This window comes from Oryzicola mucosus (assembly GCF_014534685.1).
GTDB lineage: Bacteria > Pseudomonadota > Alphaproteobacteria > Rhizobiales > Rhizobiaceae > Oryzicola > Oryzicola mucosus.
This window is the reverse complement of sequence record NZ_JACVVX010000001.1, coordinates 62,026-82,929: the sequence shown is the minus strand read 5'-3', so window position 1 is coordinate 82,929 and position 20,904 is coordinate 62,026. Positions and strand designations below refer to the sequence as shown.

Below are 20,904 nucleotides of genomic sequence, written 5' to 3'. Positions count from 1 at the left end.
CTTGACGGGCGCCCCGGCCGCCATGGCCGGCGAACTCATTGCTAATGAGACACTTTGAGCGGCGGTGGTAAGAAAGTGGTGCCCAGACGCGGATTCGAACCACGGACACGCGGATTTTCAATCCGCTGCTCTACCAACTGAGCTATCTGGGCCTGTACCGAAGCGGTTCAAGCGAACCGTTCAGCGGTTCCAAGGGGCGTCGCCGTCCGTCGGAAGCGGGTGGGTTATAACACGAGAATCCGCGCTGTCCAGCGCTGCCGCGACTATTTTTGCCGAGAAACGATCAGCCTGTGCAGAACCGGGCGAAGCTGCTCAGCTCTCCGAATCCTGGTTGCTGGGAATGCCGTCTTCGTCTTGCTCGTCGTCGCGCGCGGGGATCACATAGGCGCCGGAAAGCCAGCGGTTGAGGTCGATGTCCTTGCAGCGGGTCGAGCAGAATGGATAGGTCGCGCGCTCGGTCGGGCGGCCGCATTCGGGACAGGCCCGGCGCGGCCGCAGCGGCGTGACCTTGTCCGTCGGGCCGCTCAACGTTCGCCTCCCGCAACCCAGCGCGGATGAATCTGGAGCCCGTCGCCTGTCAGAAGTGCGGCGGTTTCATAAAGCGGCAGGCCGACGACATTGGTGTAGGAGCCGACGAGTTTGACGACGAAGGAGCCGGCGATGCCCTGGATGGCATAGCCGCCCGCCTTGCCTCGCCATTCACCGGAGGCAAGATAGCTGTCCATCTCCGCGCGGGTCAGCCGCTTGAAGCGCAGGCGGGTCTCCACCAGCCGCTGCCGAAATTTTCCCGCGGGCGTGATCAGGGCGACGCCGGTATAGACCCGATGCGACCGCCCCGACAGCAGTTGCAGGCAGGCAAGCGCTTCGTCTGAGGTTTCCGCCTTGGGCAAAATGCGCCGGCCAACGCAGACGACGGTATCGGCTGCGAGGATATAGGCTGGCGTAGCCGCCTTTTCGCTGTCGACGATGCTTTGGGCCTTCTCGGCCTTGTCCTTCGACAACCGTTTGGCGAGCGAACGCGGGTGTTCGGCACGCTGCGGCGTTTCGTCGACATCGGCCGGCAGCAGCCGGTCGGGTTCGATGCCGGCCTGCTGCAGCAGTTCGATGCGTCTCGGCGAGCCGGAGGCGAGAACAAGCTTATATGATGCGCTCAATGCAATTCCCCGTGATGCCGCGAGGGCCTTGCGGAAGCGTCGCTTACTTGAAGCGGTAGGTAATGCGGCCCTTGGTCAGGTCGTAGGGCGTCATTTCCACGAGAACCTTGTCTCCGGTCAAGACGCGGATACGGTTCTTGCGCATACGCCCTGCGGTGTGCGCGATAATTTCATGTTCGTTTTCGAGCTTGACCCGGAACATCGCATTTGGGAGCAATTCCGTCACGACGCCCGGAAACTCCAGGACTTCTTCCTTCGGCATTCGATACCTTTGGTTTGGGTGGTTCTCCGGCCCGGCCGGAATTTGCGCGGAACCTATATGATTATGGTCGGTTTGTGAACACGGTTATTCCGGTGCTTCAGCATCGTCTTTTTGACCTAATCTCTCGGCGATTTTGGCCTTCAAGCGGTCCCTGACATCGCGGTAAGCGGCAAGGATGTTCTCACGGCCGCCGCTGGCGACCGTTGGGTCGGGGGTCGGCCAATATTCGACATCCACAGCAAGTGAGCGGGTCAGGTCCAGCGCCTTGTGATGCGCTTGAGGCGACAGAGTGACGATGAGGTCGAAGAAGTCGTCTTCGAGCTCGTCCACGCTGCGTGGCTGCCGGTCGCCCAGGTCGAGGTCATCCTCGGCGAGCACGGCATCGACGAAGGGATCGCGTTCGCCCGCGCGCACACCTGCCGAAGCGACATAAACCGATTTCGGCAGAAACTGCCGCGCCAACACCTCGGCCATCGGCGAGCGGATGGAGTTCATGCCGCACATGAACAGGATGGATCGGGCCGGGGAACTCAGCCGGGTGCCCTCAGCCGCGCCAATGCAGCACGCAGATCAGCGTGAACAGCCTGCGCGCCGTATCGAAATCAACCTCGATCTTGCCTGAAAGGCGATCGAGCAGGGTCTGCGATCCCTCATTGTGCAGTCCGCGGCGCCCCATGTCGATGGCTTCGATCTGGCTGGGTGTGGCGGACCGGATCGCTGCGTAGTAGCTTTCGCAGATCATGTAGTAGTCTTTGACGATGCGTCGGAACGGCGTCAGCGACAGGATGTGCGTGACAACGGTATCGCCGCTTTCGCGGTTTACCGCGAAGATCAGGCGCGATTCGGCCAGCGACAGCTTGAGCTTGTAGGGGCCGCCTGTCTCGTCGCCGATGGGATGGAAGCTGTTTTCCTCAATCAGGTCGAAAATAGCGACCGCGCGCTCGTGCTCGATATCAGGCGTGGACCGGCCGATCGTCTCGTCCAGTACGACGTCGCTCAGCCGGTTGTTCGCGTTCCCGTTTCCAGCCATGGCATTACATATTGAGCCGGATCGCGACCGACCGGCCATGCGCTTCCAGCCCCTCGGCCTTGGCGAGCGCGATGGCCGCCGGCGCGAGCGCCTTGAGCTGGTCTGGCCCGAGCCGCAGGATCGAGGTGCGCTTGACGAAATCGAGCACCGACAGGCCCGAAGAGAACCGCGCCGAACGCGCAGTCGGAAGCACATGGTTGGAGCCGCCGACATAGTCGCCGATGACTTCCGGCGTGTGGCGCCCGACGAAGACGGCGCCGGCGTTGCGAATCTTTCCGAGGAAGCTCTCTGCATCGTCGATGGCGAGTTCGAGATGCTCGGCGGCGATGCGGTCGACAAGCGGAATGGCAGCGTCGAAGGTCTCAACCAGGATGACGGCGCCGAAATCGCGCCAGCTCGCCGCGGCCGTCTCGGCGCGGGGCAGAAGCTTGATCTGGCGTTCTACGGCGTCTTCGACGGCCTTGCCGAAAGCTTCGTCGTCGGTAATCAGGATAGACTGCGCCGATACATCATGTTCTGCCTGGGCGAGCAGGTCGGCGGCGATCCAATCGGGATCGTTGCTGCCGTCCGCCACAACCAGAACTTCGGACGGGCCTGCGATCATGTCGATACCGACGGTGCCGAAGACGTGGCGCTTGGCGGCGGCGACATAGGCGTTGCCGGGGCCGACGATCTTGGCCACGGGAGCAATCGTCTCTGTGCCGTAGGCAAGGGCGGCGACAGCCTGCGCGCCGCCGATGCGGTAGATTTCCGACACGCCCGCAAGATCGGCCGCGACCAGCACCAGCGGGTTGATGACGCCGCCCGAGGCGGGCACCACCATGACGATGCGGTCGACGCCCGCGACCTGTGCGGGAATGGCGTTCATCAGCACCGAGCTGGGATAGCTCGCCGTGCCGCCCGGCACATAAAGGCCGACGGCCTCGATCGCGGTCCAGCGCGAGCCAAGTTCTACGCCGAGCGCGTCGGTGTAGCGGTCGTCCCTGGGCTTCTGACGCTCGTGGTGGCTGCGGATGCGGTCACGGGCGAAGCGCAGCGCCTCGACGGTCGCCGGATCGGCTTGCTTGTAGGCCTGCTCGATATCGGAGCGCGCCACCGCGATGCCGAGGGTGGACAGATCGGCCCGGTCGAATTTTTGGGTATAGTCGATCAGGGCTGCGTCGCCGCGCGCCCGCACCTCATCGATGATAGTGCGCACCGTTGCCTCGACATCAGGCGAGGCCTCGCGCTTGGTTCCCAGGAACGCCTTGAAGCGCTCCTCGAAGCCCGGGTCGGTCTGGCGAAGTGTGATGGCCATGGGTCTGCTCAGGCTTTGTGGATGGGGCGGGAGGATGCCTGCCAGGCAGCACCCGTGTCGCTGAGGCGTGCCTCGATGCATTCGACCTCGAGCCGGATGGTGGCATCGCCAGCGAAGACCAGATCAATGGCTCCGGCGGGCGACGCCACCGGCACGAACTGGACGGCGAGCAGGGACAACACATCATCCTTCTTGTCGCGGTCTATACCGGCGGTCTTGATCGAAAGCACGCGGCCGAAGCTCAGCAGGCTTTGGCGTCGCTCGTTGCGCTGGGAGAACAGGCCCGACTTCTGCTCCCAGGCAAAGCGGTTCAATGGCAACGCGAACTGCCGTGAGGAGGCGACGAATTTCAGCTCGCCGACCTTGGTCACGGCATCCTGGACATGGGCCGAGATGATCTCGAGATCCTGTTCGTCCAGCGCTGCGAGCTTGAGAATTTCCATGTCCGGACCCGTCGGAAGCAGTGTTTCCGGACTAGTTAGGCGGTTATGTCCCGGCGCGCAAACGCTTTCAGCTTGAGATGCGCTCGATCACCGCGCCGCAGCGCGACAGCTTCTCTTCAAGCCGTTCAAAGCCGCGATCGAGATGGTAGACGCGGTTGACGACCGTCTCACCCTCGGCGGCAAGGCCGGCGATGACGAGCGAGACCGAGGCGCGCAGATCGGTGGCCATGACCTGGGCGCCCTTGAGCTTGGGAACGCCGTCGACGATGGCGGTCTGGCCCGACAGCGCGATGCGCGCGCCCAGGCGGGCGAGTTCCTGCACATGCATGAAACGGTTCTCGAAGATCGTCTCGGTGATGCGCGATTTGCCGCGGGACATGGTCATCAGCGCCATGAACTGCGCTTGGAGGTCGGTGGGAAATCCGGGGAACGGTTCGGTGACGACGTCGACCGGCGCGATGCCTTGGCCGTTGCGGGTGACGCGGACGCCCGAATCAGTCTGGGTGATGACAGCGCCCGTCTGGGCGATGACGTCGAAAGCGTTCTGCAGCAGATCGGCGCGCGCGCCCTCCAGCAGCACGTCGCCGCCCGTCATGGCCACGGCCATGGCATAGGTGCCGGTCTCGATACGGTCGGGAATGACGCGATGACGTGCGCCCGACAGCGAATCGACGCCCTGGATGGTGATGGTGGAGGTGCCCGCGCCTTCGATCTTGGCGCCCATGGCGTTGAGGCATTCGGCGAGATTGACAACTTCGGGCTCGCGCGCGGCATTGAGCAGCACGGTCTCGCCGCGCGCCAGCGTAGCCGACATCATCAGCACATGGGTAGCGCCGACCGAGACTTTCGGAAAGTGGTAGCGGTTGCCGATCAGCCGGTTCTTGGCGCTGGCTATCGCATAGCCGCCCTCGACGTCGATCTGCGCGCCCAGGGCCTGCAGGCCTTCGATGAAGATGTCGACGGGCCGCGTGCCGATGGCACAGCCGCCGGGCAGCGATACCTTGGCCACGCCCATGCGGGCCAGCAGAGGGCCGATGACCCAAAAACTGGCGCGCATCTTCGAGACGAGCTCGTAGGGAGCTGTGGTGTCGACGATGTTGCGGGCGGTGAAGTTGATGGTGCGCGAATAGCCTTCGTTCTGGCGCTCGCGGCGGCCATTGACCGCGTAGTCGACGCCGTGATTGCCGAGAATGCGGATGAGCTGCTCGACATCGGCGAGATGCGGCACATTCTCCAGCGTCAGCGTGTCGTCGGTGAGCAGGGAGGCGATCATGAGGGGGAGGGCGGCATTCTTGGCGCCCGAGATCGGAATGGCTCCGTTGAGCTCGTTTCCGCCGACAATCCTGATGCGGTCCATGAAGAATCGTTTCTCCGGCTTGGGCCGGTTCTTGATGTTTTTTGCGTGCCGCCCGTCTAGACCATCACGCCGTCCGGTTCAAGGAACAGGATGCTACAGGGCGATTGATGGTCTTTTCAGGACGATTCGTTGCCGCTTTCAGGATTTTTTGCCGACGCAGCGTCCAGCCCATCAGGCCGCTGGTCGGGATCGCCGCTCCGGCGGGACCGTGCCTGCGCCTTGCGCCGCTGAAGGTTGGCGCGCAACTGTTCGGCGAGCCGCGCCTGGCGGCGCTCCTGTTCGTTGGAACGCTGTTTTGATCCCGCAGACACCGTGTCTTGTCCCCTGCTGCTTGGCCGTTTCGTCGTGCCGGGAGATATGGCCTTCTTTATGACCCGGCCAAGATTATCGGAAAACATCGAAAAAGGCAGCACGACACAACTTGCGCTTCCGGAAACGATGTGGCAGAAGTCCGCCGCATTCAAGACGCTGCCGTAGCTCAGTGGTAGAGCACTCCCTTGGTAAGGGAGAGGTCGAGAGTTCAATCCTCTCTGGCAGCACCATTCTTCTTCCTTTGCCGATTTGCGACAAACGACAGCGCCCTTGCTGTTGCCAAGGCGTTGATGATTTTCATCGCTTTGTCGGCATTCCTCGATCGGGTACTTAACCCTACCCCGAAGTCACCATCTTGTGTCCGTCGACATCGGCAACCATCTGAGAGATGACACGTTGAGCGCGACATAATTCGGGATAAACAGATGGACGCAACTCAGTTTGCAGTGCCGGTTCGCATCAACACCAAGGACGGTGTGATCCGCGAGATATACAGCGCAGAAGATGCTCTTGAGGTACTTTTCGATTGGCCGCGCCGTCAGGGCCCGCTGTACGAAAAGGCGCTTGAGACGTGCTTGATTGCGACGGTCGGGGGTGAAACAGCAGAAAGAGCCCAAAACGCCTTCCGATTGTTCTCGCGTGCTAGTGGAATTCTCGCCAAGGATATGATGTATCCGAAGGATCGTCGTCGTAATCACACTCGCCATCTATAGGCTCGGTCGGCAGAAGCCTTCCCTGAACGGTGTGAAGTCAGCGTTAGAGGCATGTCTCTTGTCTGGCGAGAGACTCGTTACCTTGCTGGCTCGGCTTGAGGGGTTGAACGCTCAGAGCGCTTTTGCAACCAGAGCAGGAAAAAGCCAAACAGCGGTATGAAAATATCGGTGTAGAAAATGACGCCAGCATTGCCTGGAGCAAAATTATTGGCTGTCACCATCTCCTTTGCATGCCCATAAGCTGCGCCGAGCAGGAAGCACGCGGGCCCGACGATTGCGGCTAACCGACGATCGAAACTACCGAACGCCGCCAAAAATCCAACCACCGAGAAACCGAGACTGGCAGTCGCTACTTCGAACTGGAAGGGGCTGTCCGCCCAGCCAATGAAGGAGGCGGTCATTTCGCCAAAAAAGCCGTGCATGATGAAATTGTAGAAAAATGACACGCCGATGCAGAAGAACACAAACCACGATATAAGCTTTTCGGCAATTACAGGCTGATCACGCTGCGGCGAGCGCATGATGGCCACCGCTGAGAAGATCAATGCTATAATGAACAAGGTCAGCGTGAAATTAGAAAGTGCCGATCGAACCATTTCCGCTATCACGAGACCGCCTCCGTTCATCCGTATGGCCAAGGTAGTGAGAACTTACTGCGAACGTAATTCTACAGCAATAGTGCGTAAATAAGAGTGTCGCTTTGGGTAGTCGGATTCTTCACATCTGTTTGGCGAAGACATAAAGTTTCCAGGGTGCGGGGCTGACCCTAAGCTGAAACATTGAGTTTCGGCTGCCTATTTCGCCAGCTCTATCGAACGTTTCCGCGCAGCTTCCACCGCTTCGGCAATAAGCTTCTCAAGCCTGTTTTCGCCCATCAAAATGTCGAGCGCGGCAGCCGTGGTGCCGTTCGGGCTGGTCACCTGCTTCCGCAGCGTTGCCGGGTCCTCGCCGCTTTCGGCTGCCAGGCAGGCCGCGCCGTAGACGGTCTGCATGGCGAGCAGCTTTGCGGTGTCCTCCGGCAGGCCCGCTGTTTTTGCAGCGGACGTCAGGCATTCGATGAAGTGGAATATATAGGCAGGCCCAGAGCCCGATACGGCGGTGACGGCGTCCATCTGGGCTTCGTCGTCGATGGAGGCGACCGCGCCGGATGCGGAAAGCAGATCGCCGATGGTGGCTTTCGCTGATTCGGAAACGTGCGGGCTGGCAAATGTCACCATCATACCTTTGCCGATGGACGCCGGGGTGTTTGGCATGCACCGCAAGACCGGCGTCCGGCTACCGAGGATTTCGGTGAAGGTGGCTACCGTCGTGCCGGCGGCGACGCTGACGAAGGTCGTCGTGCCATCGCCGAAACGGCGATAGGCGGCCGTGACGTCGCGGATCACCTGCGGCTTCACTGCGAGAACGACGATGTCGGGATGTGCGTCGGGGCCGATCGCTTCAGCCGATTCGGTTACCGTGACACCCAGCTTTGCTGCCCGCGCGCGCAGTTCGGCGTTCGGTTCCACCACGAGACATTCGGATGTTGCCAGCTTGCCCGAGCCGATCCAGCCCGAAAGCATTGCAAAACCCATATTGCCGCAACCGGCGAGGATCAGTTTGGTCGTCATGTCACAGCCTCCATCGATCCTCTCCCAATACAGGCGGCCGGGCTGACGCGAAAGCACCTGTTGCAGCCCACCGTGAAAATCGGTTGTTACCTCGGCGTTAACCTTTTGTTTTCCATGTCCGTTTAACGTCGGTTAACCATTGGGTATCCGCCCATGGAGAGTTCAACGGTCCGGGGACCTGCGCGCCATGAGCACCTCCGCAAGGCAAATCGACTGGAACATGCAGCCTACGTTGCTTGCCCCGAGTGGCGAAGGCAATGAGCGGCAGTCGCAGACAGATGCGGATGCGCGTTTTTTCGAGGCGAGATCCGATGCCGCTTTGCCGGGAGAGGGCGCGCACGATCCGTTCGAGGTGACAATAGGCCTTCCCGATGCAACCGGCGACCTGCGCGATGAAATCGATCACGACGTCGCAGCGACCTATGCCGCTCCCCGTGGCGCAGTGCCGCGTCGCAGCCGCCGCATGATGTTGCTTGCTGCGACCACGGCACTGGGAGCGGTGTGCGCCGGCGCGTGGACGGCCTGGATGCCGCAGCGTTACGAAGCGGTGGTGGAGTTCGTCGCCCGGCCCGACGCCGAACAGCTCTCTGCCGCTTACGGCGTCGAAGCGCCTGCCCGGCTCTTCGATCAGGCCGATGGGCACGTGGCGGCGCTGACCGGCCCGGCTGTGCTGCAACAAGTGGCCGATAGACTGAACCTTCAAGAGGATCCCGAATTCACCACGCTGTCTTCGCACCCCAGCGAGTGGACTTTCGCCGCCTTGCTGAACATGGCGTCGCCTGGCGGTCTGTCCATCCCGGCGGCTACGCTCCGCGACAAGGTGAGTGTCACGCGAGCCCCCGACAGCTTCATCATCCGCACTGGTGTCACCACGGATAGTGCGGAAAAATCCGCTCTGATTGCCAATACACTTGCCGAAACCTTCCTGAAGCTGCCATCGGGAAGTGCGGCTTCTGCTGCCGACAATCGGCTGGCCGAGTTGGAAAAAGCAGCCAACGACGCCGAACGTCGTGCGCAGGGCTATGCGGCGGAGAACCGCCTCGGCCCGGTCCTGGCAAGCGAAGCCGAGATCAGGACGCTGCAGGCCCAGATTGCCGAGGCGCGTCTGCGCACCGTCGAGCTGAATGCCACGACGGCTGCGGCGCGCAGCGCTAATCTCGAGAGTTTCCTAGCAGGCGAACTGCCGGCATCCGTCGAAAATGCGGGCCTGCGCCACGCTCGTGCCGACTATCTCGACGCCAGCCAGAATCTGGCGAGACTCTCGGCCAACCTCGGCCCGAAACATCCCCAACGCATCGCGGCTGAGGGGCTTGTGTCCGATGCCAGGCGCATTCTTGACGCGCAGCTACGCGGAGCTATCGGCAAACTGCAGATCGATCTGACGCGCGCGGTGGAGATCGAGCAGCACCTTGCCGGCCGCATGGCCGAGATCAAGGCGGAGCGCGAGGCCACGGCTCCGGAACTCGTTCGTCTACAGGATTTGCGGCGTGACGCCGATGCGCGACGCTCTGCCTACGAAGCCGCGCGGCTCGAGGCCAAGCGCGGTCCAGGCTCCAGCGGGCTTGCCGGCATCAATCTCGTGGCTCCGGCCTTTGCGCCTGCGACACCGGTGAAGCTCTCAATGGCGAAATCCATCTTTGGCGGTGCGGGCGCGGGTCTGCTCGGCGGCATGTTGATTGCTCTTCTGGGACTTTCCCGTCGTCGTGACGAGCAGGTCGAGGCGCTTCCCGCAACCATGAAGGCGGAGCCGGTCAGTGAGGCCGACGCCATCGAGCCGACCCTCGAGGTCGCTTCCGAACCGTATGCTCCACCTGTCTCACATGCCGAGCCGGAGTTGCAACTGACGCCAGTGGAAGAAGTCGTGGCCGCGCCTTCGGAATTTGCACTGGACGCCAGCGAGTTCGAGCCGGTTGTGCTGTCGGGCGAACCCGAAGAGACGCTGGCGCCGGCTGAAGAAACAGCGCTTGAGTTTTTGGCGGAGGAGGATGAGCCGGTGGCAAGTGAGACGGAACTGGAAGTTCGTTCGGATGAAGCGGAAATATCTTCAAACGAAGCGGAATGGCTCGCCTTGCTGAACGACATGCGGCAGTCGGTCGCCAACGACAACCCCGCATCCGTCGGTGCAACTGAATTTGTCGCCGCTGCCGCCGATCGAGATGCCACGACGGATGACGATGACCGCATGCGGGAAATCGATGCGATTCGCGAAAGACTCCGCGAATTTCGGGCGTCCGTCTACGAATATCACGCCCGCAAGGGTACAGAGCAGCGCATCGCTGGATAGATTGGCAGACCAGTGGCGGTCGCCTGTTCGGCTATAGGCTCTTGTAGGAACGTCTCATGGGCGGCTGCTGCGCCGCCCCTGGCTTTCAAGGCCAATCAGGTGCTGAAAACGCTGCCGCCATTGTCTGCGCGGCCGGCCAATTGGCGAAAGCCGGTGAACAGCTCACGCCCGAAGCCGAAATCGTTTTCCGAAAGGTCGACCGTAGGCACACTGCGCGCTGCCAGCTCGGCCTGAGAGATCAGCACTTCGAGTGTGCCGGTGATTGCGTCGACGCGGATGATGTCGCCGTCGCGAACCTTGCCGATTGGCCCGCCCTCCAGCGCTTCCGGCGTGACGTGGATGGCGGCAGGAACCTTCCCGGACGCGCCGGACATGCGGCCGTCCGTGACAAGCGCGACGCGGTGGCCACGATCCTGCAGTACGCCGAGCACTGTGGTCAGCTTGTGCAGTTCGGGCATGCCGTTGGCCTTCGGTCCCTGGTAGCGCAGAACCGCGACGAAGTCCTTGTTCAGAAGGCCAGCCTTGAACAGGTCGTTGAGCGCCTGTTGGCTGTCCAGAACCACCGCCGGCGCCTCGATGACGCGCCGTTCGGGTTTCACCGCCGAGACTTTGATGACGGCGTGGCCGAGATTTCCGGTCAGCATCTTGAGGCCGCCGGTGGGCTGGAACGCCTTGGGCAGCGGTGCAAGAACCTTCTCGTCGCCGCTGATGGCTGGGGCCGGCTCGCGCATCACGGAACCATCCGCTGCGAGCTTTGCCTCGACCGTGTACGGACGCAGGCCTTCGCCCCAGATCGTCTGGACGTCTTCGTGCAGATAGCCGCCGTCGAGGAGTTCTCGGATCAGGAAGCCCAGGCCGCCCGCCGCCTGGAAATGGTTCACGTCGGCCAGCCCATTCGGATAGACACGTGCCAGCAGGGGCACGATATCGGACAGGTCTGAGATGTCCTGCCAGGTCAGGCGGATGCCGGCCGCGGCAGCCATGGCGACGAGATGCATGGTGTGGTTGGTGGAGCCGCCGGTTGCGTGCAGTCCGACCACGCCATTGACGATGGAGCGCTCGTCGATCATGCGGCCGACTGGGATGTATTCATTGCCGAGCGCTGTAATGGCGAGCGCGCGCTTGGCCGCCTCGCGCGTCAGCGCCTCGCGCAAAGGCGTGTTCGGGTTGACGAAAGAGGCCCCCGGGGTGTGCAGGCCCATGATCTCCATCAGCATCTGGTTGGAGTTGGCCGTGCCGTAGAAGGTGCAGGTGCCGGGACCGTGATAGGACTTGGATTCGGACTCCAGCAGTTCGGCGCGGCCGACTTTGCCTTCGGCAAAGAGCTGGCGCACCCTGGCTTTTTCGTCGTTGGAAATGCCTGTTGTCATCGGTCCGGCAGGGATGAACACAGCCGGCAGATGCCCGAAGGTGAACGCTCCGATGACCAGGCCGGGCACGATCTTGTCGCAGACGCCGAGATAGACCGCGGCATCGAACATGTTGTGGGTCAGGCCGATCGCCGTCGACATGGCGATGACGTCGCGCGAGAACAGCGACAGTTCCATACCTGGCTGGCCTTGGGTAACGCCGTCGCACATGGCCGGAACCGCACCCGCAACCTGGGCGATGCCACCCACTTCGTGTGCCGCATCCTTGATCTGGTTGGGGAAGGTCTCGAACGGCTGATGCGCCGAAAGCATATCGTTGTAGGAGGTGATGATGCCGAGGTTCGGCACCCGGTCGCCGCCAAGCGCGACCTTTTCGGAAGGGCTGCAGACGGCAAAACCGTGCGCGAGATTGGCGCAGGACAGCACGGCGCGGTTTGCGGTTCTGCTCGCCGCCTGTGCGACGCGTTCAAGGTAAGGTCCGCGGGCGGGTTTGGATCGTTCCCGTATCCGCTGGGTGATGGCTTCGATTTCTCGTCTGGCTGTCATGGTCTTTCCTTTCACGCAATCCAGCGCGGCTTGGGAGCGCCGCGCCGGGTAGGCGCCGGATCATGGCGCCCAGAAAATCTCGATCCCCTCCGCGGCATTCTCGATCACCGCGCGGATCGGCAGGATGGTGTCGGCGGCAAGCGCGGCTTCGAGCGCAAACCGTTTCTCTTCGCCCTCGATGTGGAGCGCCAGAAAGCGGGCCGAAACAAGTCGCGGCAGCGTCAATGTGAGGCGCGGTTCGCCGGCACTTTCGGCATGGACCGCCATGACCGAGCGTGTGCCCGCCGGGTCGAGCAGTTGCGGCAGCTCCTTGGCGTCGGGGAAGAACGATGCCGTGTGGCCGTCCGGTCCCATGCCAAGGATCACCGCATCGAGCGGCCAGGGCAGGGTGGCGAGTTCGGCTTCGGCGGAATCCGCGCTTGCCGCGACCTCGGCCACGTCGCGATAGAGCGTGACGAAGCTCGCAGCCGCCGCGTCGTTCTGCAGCAGATTGGTTTTGGCGAGACCCGCATTGGAGCGCGGCGAGGTTTCCGGGACGAAACGCTCGTCCACCTGTACGACGGTCACCTTCGACCAATCGAGAGGCTTGCCCGACAATGCCTGCATGAAGCGGGCAGGGGTGGAGCCGCCCGAGACGGCCAGAAGCCCGTATCCGCGCTCGTCTATACCGTCTTCAAGAGCAGCGGCCACGGCCTCGGCGAGGGTTTCAGCAAGCGTTTCGCGGCTGTCGAAAACGGTCCACATGGGTTCATGATCCGCCATGTCAGTTGCTCTCGTGCCAGGTGCGACCGTCGCGCTCGATCAAGGCGATGGAAGAGGACGGACCCCAGGTGCCGGCTGTGTAGCCCTGCACGTCCTGGCGGCCTTCTTCCCACGCATGCTGGATCGGATCGATCCAGTTCCACGCCGCCTCGACTTCATCGCGGCGCATGAACAGCGACTGGTTTCCGCGAATGACATCCATGATCAGCCGTTCATACGCATCCGGAGCACGTCCGGTGAAACTTTGCGCGAAACTCATGTCGAGCGGAATCTGGCGCAGGCGCATGCCGCCCGGACCGGGATCCTTGATCATGATGAACTGCTTGACGCCCTCGTCGGGCTGCAGCCGGATGACGAGCTGATTGTTGAAAATCGAGCCGGCATTTTCGCCGAAGATAGAGTGCGGGATCGGCTTGAACTCGATGACGATCTCGGAAACGCGGGTGGCAAGCCGCTTGCCTGTGCGCAGATAGAACGGCACGCCCGCCCAGCGCCAGTTGGCGATCTCGGCCTTGATGGCGACGAAGGTCTCGGTGTTGCTCTCCGCACCCAGTTCCTCGACATAACCCTTGACCGGGCCACCGGCGGATGCGCCTGCGCGATATTGTCCGCGCACGGTATGCTTTGGCGCCTCGTTGCCATTGATGCGCTTCAGGGAGTTCAGCACCTTCAGCTTCTCGTCGCGCAGGGCATTGGCTTCCATCGACGACGGGGCTTCCATGGCAACGAGGCAAAGAAGCTGCAGCATATGGTTCTGCACCATGTCGCGCAGCGCGCCGGCATTGTTGTAATAGGTGACGCGGTCCTCGAGGCCGACGGTCTCAGCCACGGTGATCTGCACGTGGTCGATATGGGCGGAATTCCACAGCGGCTCGTAGAGCGCATTGGCAAAACGCAGCGCCATCAGGTTCTGCACGGTCTCTTTGCCAAGGTAATGGTCGATGCGGAAGATCTGATGCTCTTCGAAATCATCGCCGATCAGCTTGTTCAGCGCCTTTGCCGAGGCGAGGTCGCGCCCGATGGGCTTTTCGACGACGATGCGCGATTCCGGCGTGACAAGCTTGTGCCCCTTGAGGTTGTCGGCAATGCTGCCGAACAGGCTGGGGGACACCGCAAGATAAAAGGCGCGAATGGCCTTGCTGTCGCCAATTGCCTTTTTAAGGTCTTCGAAGCCGTCGCCCGACACGGCGTCAACCGCGACATAGCTCAGCCGCGCCAGAAACGTCTTCAGTTCCGTGTCGTCGATATACTCTTCCTTGACGTGCTCCTTGATCGCCTTGCGGGCAAAGTCCTGGAATTCCTTGTCGGTCATCTTGGAGCGCGAGGCGCCGATGATCCGCGTCGGTTCGGAAAACTGGTGGTCGCGCTGGCGATGATAAAGCGAGGGCAGGAGCTTGCGCTCCGCGAGGTCGCCGGTGCCTCCAAAGACGATGAAATCAAAGGGGTCGACGGGGATGATCTGGCTAGTCATTCTTCATCCGTTCTGCGTGATGAGCTTCAAATAATCTAATCGATTTAAAATTACCAGTACCAAAATCGCCTTGCGCCCCGGTCTTCCATCGGAACGGGCGGAAGCGAAGCAGTTAACGCGCAACATAGTGGCTTTGGGTTGGTAAATCCAAGGCTTCAAGACGCGGTATCGTCGCAGGCTGCTGCCTTCCATCGCTGCGATTTGTCGCTATATGCGCAATGTGCAAAGCGATGCCAAAGGCAAAACGGGGGTTGGAGACGTCATGCATAGGGTTGCGATCACGGGAACTGGCATCTTCACTCCGGAAGAGGTGATCACCAACGCCGAACTGGTAGCGTCCTACAACGAATATGCCCTTCGGCAGAATGCGCTTCATGCGGCGGCCATCGACGCCGGCGAGCGCGAGCCGATGCCGATGTCGAGCGAGGAATTTATTCTAAAGGCGTCCGGCATCGAGCGGCGCCACGTGATGAGCAAGTTCGGCATCGTCGATCCCGGCATCATGCACCCGGTCTTGCCGGAGCGGACGGAAGACGAGTTGTCGATCATGGCGGAAATTTCCGTCAAAGCTGCCGACGAGGCTTTGAAGAAGGCTGGGCTGGCTGCAGGCGATGTCGATGCGGTGATCTGTGCTGCTTCCAACCACGAGCGCGCATATCCTGCAATTGCCATCGAAGTTCAGCAGGCGCTCGGCATCAAGGGCTTCGCCTTCGACATGAACGTGGCTTGCTCGTCGGCCACCTTCGGTATCCAGCTTGCCGCCGACATGGTGCGCACCGGCTCGGTGCGGGCGGTGCTGATGGTCAACCCGGAGATCACGTCGGGCCACCAGGAATGGCGCGACCGGGACTGCCATTTCATCTTCGGCGATGTCTGCACCGCCGTCGTTATCCAGCGGGCTGAGGATGTGAAGACCGAAGGGGCCTACGAGGTGCTGTCGACCCGTTGCATCACCGAGTTTTCCAACAACATCCGCAACAACAACGGCTTCCTGCGCCGCACGCGCGAGGGACACATGGCCGACCGCCGCGATATGCAGTTCCACCAGGAGGGCCGCAAGGTCTTCAAGCAGGTCGTACCCATGGTGGCCGATCTGATGCTCGGACATCTCGCCGACGAGAATATCGAGCCTTCCAAGCTGTCGCGGCTGTGGCTGCATCAGGCCAATAAGGGCATGAACGACATGATCGGGCAGAAGGTGCTTGGCCGCGAGCCGAGCCGTGAAAGAGCAGCCCAACGTATTGCAGGACTACGCCAACACCTCGTCAGCCGGTTCGATCATCGCTTTTTCAAAATATTCCGATGATTTGCCCTCAGGAAGCCTTGGCGTGATTTGTTCTTTTGGCGCCGGATACTCTGCGGGAAGCGTGATTGTAAGAAGAATGTAAGGTTTGTGCAGAGTCCGCATTGCGTCTTGATTAACCTTCTTCTAACTTCGTTTTTCTGGAGTGCTCCACAAACATGACTCATGACCGTCGCGCCATCGCAAGGCATAGGAATTGTTAATGGCTGCGGCATGAAGTGAAAATGCCCCGCAATGTCACATCGAGCCTAGCATGTCTCATCGTTCGCAGAAGATTCAGGGCTTCTCCCGCGCCGGCCGGCAGGATGAAGCCGGGGTCGCGGCGTTGAGGAAGCAGCTGAAGAAACAGCAGGAACTCATCGACACGCTCCAGGCCGAACTCAAGCACAGCCGCAAGATTTTCGATCGGGCATCGGCGGCCGCGCGCATTGGAGTGTGGGAATGCGAGCTGCCGGCCGAGACGTTGCGTTGGACGGATGTCGTCTATGACATCTTCGACCTGCCGCGCGATTTCGATATTACGAGGGGCAAGACGCTTGCCCTCTATAGCGAGGAGTCGGCACGTGAACTTAAGCGGCTGCGCGACAAAGCCATCGAGGAGCGCTCCGGATTCACGATGGACGCCGAAATCGTCACCGAGAAGGGCAATAAGCGCTGGATGCGGATCACGGCAACCGTGGAATGCGATGGAGAGATGCCCCAGCGCATATTCGGTATGAAGCAGGACATCACCGAAGAAAAGAACCTTGCCGACCGCACGCGTTATCTCGCGGAGTTCGATGTCCTGACTGGACTTGCAAACCGCAGCCGGTTCCAGTCGATGCTGGCAGAAGTCGGCGAGATCGTCTTTCCGCATCAGCGCGCCGACGCGCTGTTGCTGATCGACATGGACGGATTCAAGAGCATCAACGACAGCTATGGTCATGCCGCCGGCGACGATTGCCTCAAGGAAGCCGGCCAGCGGCTGTTGACGATCTGTGAGGATGCACGTCTGGTGTCGCGCATCGGAGGCGATGAATTCGCCGTTTAGCGACTTATGACGATGCGGCAAACCTCGTCGATCTGTGCCAGCGCATTGTCGAGACAATTGCCCGCCCTTTTGAACATCGCGGCATGCAGCTTGGCATGGGCGTGTCGGTCGGGGTTGCAACCTTTGACGCTTGCCCGCCTTCAGACCTGCTGATTTGCGCCGATATTGCGCTCTACGAGGCCAAAGCTGCCGGCCGCAATACCTTCCGGATCTACGAGGCTGCGAATCCCATCAAGGGCTTGGGTTCAGGTCTGCAGGAACCTAGGATTCCGCTGAGCAACTGAGAGAGCTTAATGAAGATATTTCTGTCGTGTCTGGCGGTGCTGGCCGGGCTGGCCGGCCCAGCTTTCGGACAGCAGCGTACGGTCTATCTGACATTCGACGACGGTCCGTTGACGGGCACAGCCAACATCTTGAGCGTTTTGGAGACGGAGAGCGTGCCGGCCACGCTGTTCATGGTCGGAATGCATGTAGAGGCAAGTCCGGCGCATGAGGCGCTTCTGGCGAAGGCCAAGGCCATGCCGCTGGTGACGGTGGGAAACCACAGCTATTCTCATGCGCATGACCAGTACCGGCATTTCTATGCCGACACCGATGCGGTGGTGGCCGATCTCGAACGCGCCAACACCGTGCTGGGGCTGACGAAAAAACCGTTCCACACGCGACTTCCCGGCCGCGATGTTTTCCGCCTGCCGGATTTTTCCTCCGACGACTTCTCCATCGGCAAGGCCGAGGACAACCGCGAGGAGCCCGACTTCGAGTTTGCCGCAGCCGAGGGCTTTTATCTCTATGGCTGGGATCACGAATGGGTGCACGACAGTCGCGGCAAGCCAGTGCAGAGCGTGGAGCACCTGCTGTCGGAGATCGACAACCTGTTCTCGCATGGCAGGCTGGTGAAGCCCGGGAAGCTCATTCTGCTGATGCATGACGAGATGTTTCAGGACAGCTACGACGGCACGTCCAATCTCACGGCGCTGATTGGCGGGTTGAAGGCAAAAGGCTACGCCTTCGGCACCATCGAATCCTATGACTAGAGCCGGTCGCGCAGCGCGTACCAGTTGAGCGCGAGGAAGAGCAGCGGCGTGCGGAAGCGACGCCCGCCCGGAAAGGGCGGTATGTCGAGGTCTTCGAACAGCCTGAGCCTGTCGCGATTGCCGCTGATCGTCTCCGCATAAAGCTTGCCGACGAAATTCGACAGCATCACGCCATGGCCGGAATAGCCGCCGGCGGAGATGACCTTCGGCATCACCTCGCGCACGAACGGCTTGCGCGGCAGCGTGATGCCGACATAGCCGCCCCAGCCATGCGTGATCTCGATATCCTTGAGGCCGGGATAGACCTCGCTGATCTGCTTGCGGATATGGATGTGGATATCCTTGGCGTCGTCCACCCCGTAGACCTCCCGGCCACCGAAGAGCAGGCGACCATCTTGCGACCGGCGGAAATAGCGCACGACGAAGCGCGAATCGTCGACCGCCTCGCCGCCCGGAAGCACCGGGCTGTCGGCGCCGAGCGGAACGGTCGCCCCGATGAAGGAGCCGATAGGCATGACATGGGCGGCGCTGACCGGTTCGAGATTGCCGCCATAGGCATTGACGGCGATCAGGCATTTGTCGGCGGTGATGGTGCCGTTGGCCGTGGTGACACGCACCTTGCCGCCTGAACTGGCGATGTTTGTCGCCTTGGTATTCTCGAACAGCATCGCGCCGGCTTCGGCGGCGACACGGGCTGTGCCGATTGCGAGCTTCAATGGGTGAATGTGACCTGTACCGGTGTCGCGCACGCCACCGAAATAGGCCGTTGAGCCAAGCCGCTCGGCTGTCTCCTTTGCATCCATGAAACTTATATGCGGATAGTCGTAGCGCTCGGTCATCAGTTCGGCATGACGCTTGTATTCGTCGAGATAGCGCTTCTTGTGCGTCACCGACATCTGGCCGGGCACATACTCCATGTCGATGCCGTTGGTGGCGGTGAACTCCATAAGATGCGCCTTGGCCTCTTCGGCGAGGCTGAACAAAGCCTTTGCGCGTTCGAGGCCGAGTTCGGCTTCAAGCTCTTCGGTCCAGGCGCGCTGCCCGGTGCCCATTTGTCCGCCATTGCGCCCCGAAGCGCCATCGCCAAGCCGATGCGCCTCGATCAGCGCGACGCGCGTCCCTGCCTTCGCCAAATGCACGGCCGCCGACATGCCGGTATAGCCGCCACCGACAATGACCACGTCGACGCTCTGATCGCCGTCGAGTGCCGGATAGGTCGGGCGCGGACCTGCGGTATCCTCGTACCAGGAAATGCCGGGAGAGATGGGGGATTGGTAGGGCATGAGCGTCAAGCAAGTACCGAATGAGAATGAGCGAGTGGCGAGTAGCCAATAGCGAATAGGGAAAAAAGAACCCTCAAGCAGACGCGGGTAACTGGTTCTTGCACTATGAAATACCTACCATAATCCTACTCGCTACTCGCTACTCGCTACTCGCTACTCGCTACTCGCTACTCGCTACTCGCTCAAACATTCAACAGCAAAAACTCCCGCTCCCACGGGCTGATGACTTCCATGAAGGTCTCGAACTCGGCGCGTTTGATGGCGGCATAGGTGGCGCAGAAGGACTGGCCGAGCGCCGCCCGCAGCTCCTCGTCGGCCTCGAACAAATCCACCGCCTCGAGCAGGCCGCGTGGCAGGTCGATCTCGTCCTCGTTGGCGGTCGTCAGGATGGGCGGTTCGGCAGGTAGTTTTTTCTGCAACCCGATCAGGCCGCAGGCCAGCGAAGCCGCGAGCGCCAGATAGGGATTGGCATCGGAGGAGGGGATGCGGTTTTCGACGCGCCGGGCGGACGGGTCGGAACGCGGCACGCGGAAAGCCGTGGTGCGGTTGTCATAGCCCCATTTGTTGTTGACGGGGGCGGATGCTGCCTGGGTGAGGCGGCGATAGGAATTCACATAGGGCGCAAGCATCACCAGCGCATTTGGAACATGCTTCTGCATGCCGCCAATGAAGTGAAAAAACGCATCCGACTCCGTGCCATCCTCGTTTTTGAAGATGTTTCGGCCTGTTTTCTTCTCGACGATGGACTGGTGGATGTGCATGGCCGAACCAGGCTGTCCTTGGATCGGCTTGGCCATGAAGGTGGCGTAGGTTTCGTGTTTCAGCGCCGCCTCGCGGATGGTGCGCTTGAACAAAAACACCTGGTCAGCCAGTTCGATCGGGTCGCCGTGGCGCAGATTGATCTCGAGCTGTCCAGCACCTTCCTCGTGGATCAACGTGTCGATCTCTAGGCCCTGGCTTTCGGAGAAGTGATAGATGTCGTCGATCAGCTCATCGAACTCGTTGACGCCGGCGATGGAATAGCCTGCGCCACCGCCGATGGGGCGGCCGGAACGGCCGACGGGCGGGGTCAGCGGATAATCCGGATCGGGGTTTTTGCGGACGAGATAGAATTCTATCTCCGGCGCGACGACGGGCTTGAGGCCCAATTTGTCATAGGCGGCAAGCACCTTCCGGAGAACGTTGCGGGGGGTGAACTCCACCGCTCGACCATCCTGATGCACCAGGTCGCAGATGACCTGCGCGGTTGGATCGCTCTCCCAGGGCACGACGGAAAGCGTATCGAGGTCGGGCACGAGCTTCAGGTCGCCGTCATCTTCCGGGTAGGAAAAGCCGTTGCCGTCCTCGGGATAGCCGCCGGTGATGGTGGTCATGAACACAGCTGATGGCAGCGCCAGCGAGGTGTTCGAGGTGAATTTCTTGGACGGCATCATCTTGCCGCGCGCAACGCCCGCCTGGTCGGGCGTAATACACTCAATGTCCTCGATGCCGCGCCAGTCGAGCCAGCCGGACGCCTCTTTCCAGTCCTTGACGCCCCGCAGATTTTTCACGAAGGCAGGCGTACGGGTACGTCCTCCGCGGTTCGACGGACGGACTTCCTTTTTGGCAGGCGGCATCAATCACCAATTGCGTGTTGCGGATGG

21 protein-coding genes, 2 tRNA genes and 1 pseudogene are annotated in these 20,904 nt (G+C 61.3%); 7 read left to right on the top strand and 17 right to left on the bottom strand.

Annotated elements, in window-relative coordinates:
• Nucleotides 1–76 precede the first annotated feature (76 nt).
• The 10 genes from ICI42_RS00420 to ICI42_RS00375 all read right to left on the bottom strand — a co-directional run bounded on the left by ICI42_RS00420 (nucleotide 77) and on the right by ICI42_RS00375 (nucleotide 5,854).
• A tRNA-Phe gene (locus ICI42_RS00420) sits at nucleotides 77–152 on the bottom strand.
• A 160-nt stretch (nucleotides 153–312) separates the two neighbouring features.
• Nucleotides 313–528, bottom strand: a complete 216-nt coding sequence (gene yacG / locus ICI42_RS00415) for a DNA gyrase inhibitor YacG (RefSeq protein ID WP_188162573.1) — start codon at nucleotides 526–528, stop codon at nucleotides 313–315.
• Entirely contained in the window at nucleotides 525–1,154 is a 630-nt protein-coding gene (locus tag ICI42_RS00410; RefSeq protein ID WP_188162572.1) for a Maf-like protein, read from the bottom strand. The genes yacG and ICI42_RS00410 overlap by 4 nt, the downstream gene beginning before the upstream one ends.
• A 43-nt stretch (nucleotides 1,155–1,197) precedes the next feature.
• Nucleotides 1,198–1,416 (bottom strand): translation initiation factor IF-1, encoded by a 219-nt coding sequence (gene infA / locus ICI42_RS00405; RefSeq protein WP_006200926.1) that lies wholly within the window; start codon nucleotides 1,414–1,416, stop codon nucleotides 1,198–1,200.
• 84 nt (nucleotides 1,417–1,500) lie between these two features.
• Nucleotides 1,501–1,920 (bottom strand): arsenate-mycothiol transferase ArsC, encoded by a 420-nt coding sequence (locus ICI42_RS00400; RefSeq protein WP_188162571.1) that lies wholly within the window; start codon nucleotides 1,918–1,920, stop codon nucleotides 1,501–1,503.
• Between the two features lie 40 nt (nucleotides 1,921–1,960).
• A complete protein-coding gene (locus tag ICI42_RS00395) occupies nucleotides 1,961–2,446 on the bottom strand; it encodes a UPF0262 family protein (protein ID WP_188162570.1) in 486 nt (161 codons plus the stop codon).
• A gap of 4 nt (nucleotides 2,447–2,450) precedes the next feature.
• Nucleotides 2,451–3,743, bottom strand: coding sequence for a histidinol dehydrogenase (gene hisD, locus ICI42_RS00390; RefSeq protein ID WP_188162569.1), 1,293 nt, complete (start codon nucleotides 3,741–3,743; stop codon nucleotides 2,451–2,453).
• 8 nt (nucleotides 3,744–3,751) lie between these two features.
• Nucleotides 3,752–4,186 (bottom strand): DUF2948 family protein, encoded by a 435-nt coding sequence (locus tag ICI42_RS00385; RefSeq protein WP_188162568.1) that lies wholly within the window; start codon nucleotides 4,184–4,186, stop codon nucleotides 3,752–3,754.
• A gap of 67 nt (nucleotides 4,187–4,253) precedes the next feature.
• The gene (gene murA / locus ICI42_RS00380; RefSeq protein WP_188162567.1) at nucleotides 4,254–5,543 is read right to left on the bottom strand and encodes a UDP-N-acetylglucosamine 1-carboxyvinyltransferase; all 1,290 of its coding nucleotides are present in this window, start codon (nucleotides 5,541–5,543) and stop codon (nucleotides 4,254–4,256) included.
• 116 nt (nucleotides 5,544–5,659) lie between these two features.
• Nucleotides 5,660–5,854 (bottom strand): hypothetical protein, encoded by a 195-nt coding sequence (locus ICI42_RS00375; protein WP_188162566.1) that lies wholly within the window; start codon nucleotides 5,852–5,854, stop codon nucleotides 5,660–5,662.
• Nucleotides 5,855–6,010: 156 nt separating this feature from the next.
• Between ICI42_RS00375 and ICI42_RS00370 the strand changes: the two genes are divergently transcribed.
• Nucleotides 6,011–6,085 (top strand) — tRNA-Thr (locus tag ICI42_RS00370).
• Nucleotides 6,086–6,331: 246 nt separating this feature from the next.
• Entirely contained in the window at nucleotides 6,332–6,568 is a 237-nt protein-coding gene (locus ICI42_RS00365) for a DUF982 domain-containing protein (protein WP_407945132.1), read from the top strand.
• 77 nt (nucleotides 6,569–6,645) lie between these two features.
• On the opposite strand, the gene ICI42_RS00360 is transcribed toward ICI42_RS00365, so the two are convergent.
• Together ICI42_RS00360 and proC are read right to left on the bottom strand one after the other, a co-directional pair.
• Complete coding sequence (locus ICI42_RS00360; protein WP_330999073.1) at nucleotides 6,646–7,176, bottom strand: DUF6790 family protein; 531 nt, start codon at nucleotides 7,174–7,176, stop codon at nucleotides 6,646–6,648.
• 186 nt (nucleotides 7,177–7,362) lie between these two features.
• Entirely contained in the window at nucleotides 7,363–8,178 is an 816-nt protein-coding gene (gene proC, locus ICI42_RS00355) for a pyrroline-5-carboxylate reductase (RefSeq protein WP_188162563.1), read from the bottom strand.
• Between the two features lie 187 nt (nucleotides 8,179–8,365).
• On the opposite strand from proC, the gene ICI42_RS00350 reads away from it, so the two are divergent.
• On the top strand, nucleotides 8,366–10,462 hold the full coding sequence (locus ICI42_RS00350) for a GumC family protein (protein WP_188162562.1): 2,097 nt from the start codon (nucleotides 8,366–8,368) through the stop codon (nucleotides 10,460–10,462).
• A gap of 95 nt (nucleotides 10,463–10,557) precedes the next feature.
• Here the strand turns inward: ICI42_RS00350 and edd are convergent, their stop codons facing one another.
• The 3 genes from edd to zwf are packed head-to-tail and all read right to left on the bottom strand — an operon-like array spanning nucleotide 10,558 to nucleotide 14,611.
• Entirely contained in the window at nucleotides 10,558–12,378 is a 1,821-nt protein-coding gene (gene edd / locus ICI42_RS00345; RefSeq protein ID WP_188162561.1) for a phosphogluconate dehydratase, read from the bottom strand.
• 60 nt (nucleotides 12,379–12,438) lie between these two features.
• Nucleotides 12,439–13,140, bottom strand: a complete 702-nt coding sequence (pgl, locus tag ICI42_RS00340) for a 6-phosphogluconolactonase (protein ID WP_188162560.1) — start codon at nucleotides 13,138–13,140, stop codon at nucleotides 12,439–12,441.
• Nucleotide 13,141: 1 nt separating this feature from the next.
• Nucleotides 13,142–14,611 carry a glucose-6-phosphate dehydrogenase gene (gene zwf / locus ICI42_RS00335; protein WP_188162559.1) on the bottom strand — a complete coding sequence of 490 codons (1,470 nt, stop codon included), beginning with the start codon at nucleotides 14,609–14,611 and terminating at the stop codon, nucleotides 13,142–13,144.
• Between the two features lie 262 nt (nucleotides 14,612–14,873).
• Between zwf and ICI42_RS00330 the strand changes: the two are divergent.
• The 4 genes and pseudogenes from ICI42_RS00330 (at nucleotide 14,874) to ICI42_RS00320 (ending at nucleotide 17,978) form a co-directional block, all read left to right on the top strand.
• Nucleotides 14,874–15,999, top strand: a pseudogene (locus tag ICI42_RS00330) (beta-ketoacyl-ACP synthase III).
• A 168-nt stretch (nucleotides 16,000–16,167) separates the two neighbouring features.
• Nucleotides 16,168–16,944: a diguanylate cyclase domain-containing protein gene (locus ICI42_RS23905; protein WP_269140744.1), complete on the top strand. Its 777-nt coding sequence runs from the start codon at nucleotides 16,168–16,170 to the stop codon at nucleotides 16,942–16,944.
• A complete protein-coding gene (locus tag ICI42_RS23900; protein ID WP_330999110.1) occupies nucleotides 16,932–17,228 on the top strand; it encodes a diguanylate cyclase domain-containing protein in 297 nt (98 codons plus the stop codon). The genes ICI42_RS23905 and ICI42_RS23900 overlap by 13 nt, the downstream gene beginning before the upstream one ends.
• A 9-nt stretch (nucleotides 17,229–17,237) precedes the next feature.
• On the top strand, nucleotides 17,238–17,978 hold the full coding sequence (locus tag ICI42_RS00320; RefSeq protein ID WP_188162558.1) for a polysaccharide deacetylase family protein: 741 nt from the start codon (nucleotides 17,238–17,240) through the stop codon (nucleotides 17,976–17,978).
• On the opposite strand, the gene ICI42_RS00315 is transcribed toward ICI42_RS00320, so the two are convergent.
• The gene (locus ICI42_RS00315) at nucleotides 17,975–19,261 is read right to left on the bottom strand and encodes an NAD(P)/FAD-dependent oxidoreductase (protein ID WP_188162557.1); all 1,287 of its coding nucleotides are present in this window, start codon (nucleotides 19,259–19,261) and stop codon (nucleotides 17,975–17,977) included. The genes ICI42_RS00320 and ICI42_RS00315 overlap by 4 nt on opposite strands.
• A 182-nt stretch (nucleotides 19,262–19,443) precedes the next feature.
• Nucleotides 19,444–20,877 carry a glutamine synthetase family protein gene (locus ICI42_RS00310; RefSeq protein ID WP_188162556.1) on the bottom strand — a complete coding sequence of 478 codons (1,434 nt, stop codon included), beginning with the start codon at nucleotides 20,875–20,877 and terminating at the stop codon, nucleotides 19,444–19,446.
• Between the last annotated feature and the right edge of the window lie 27 nt (nucleotides 20,878–20,904).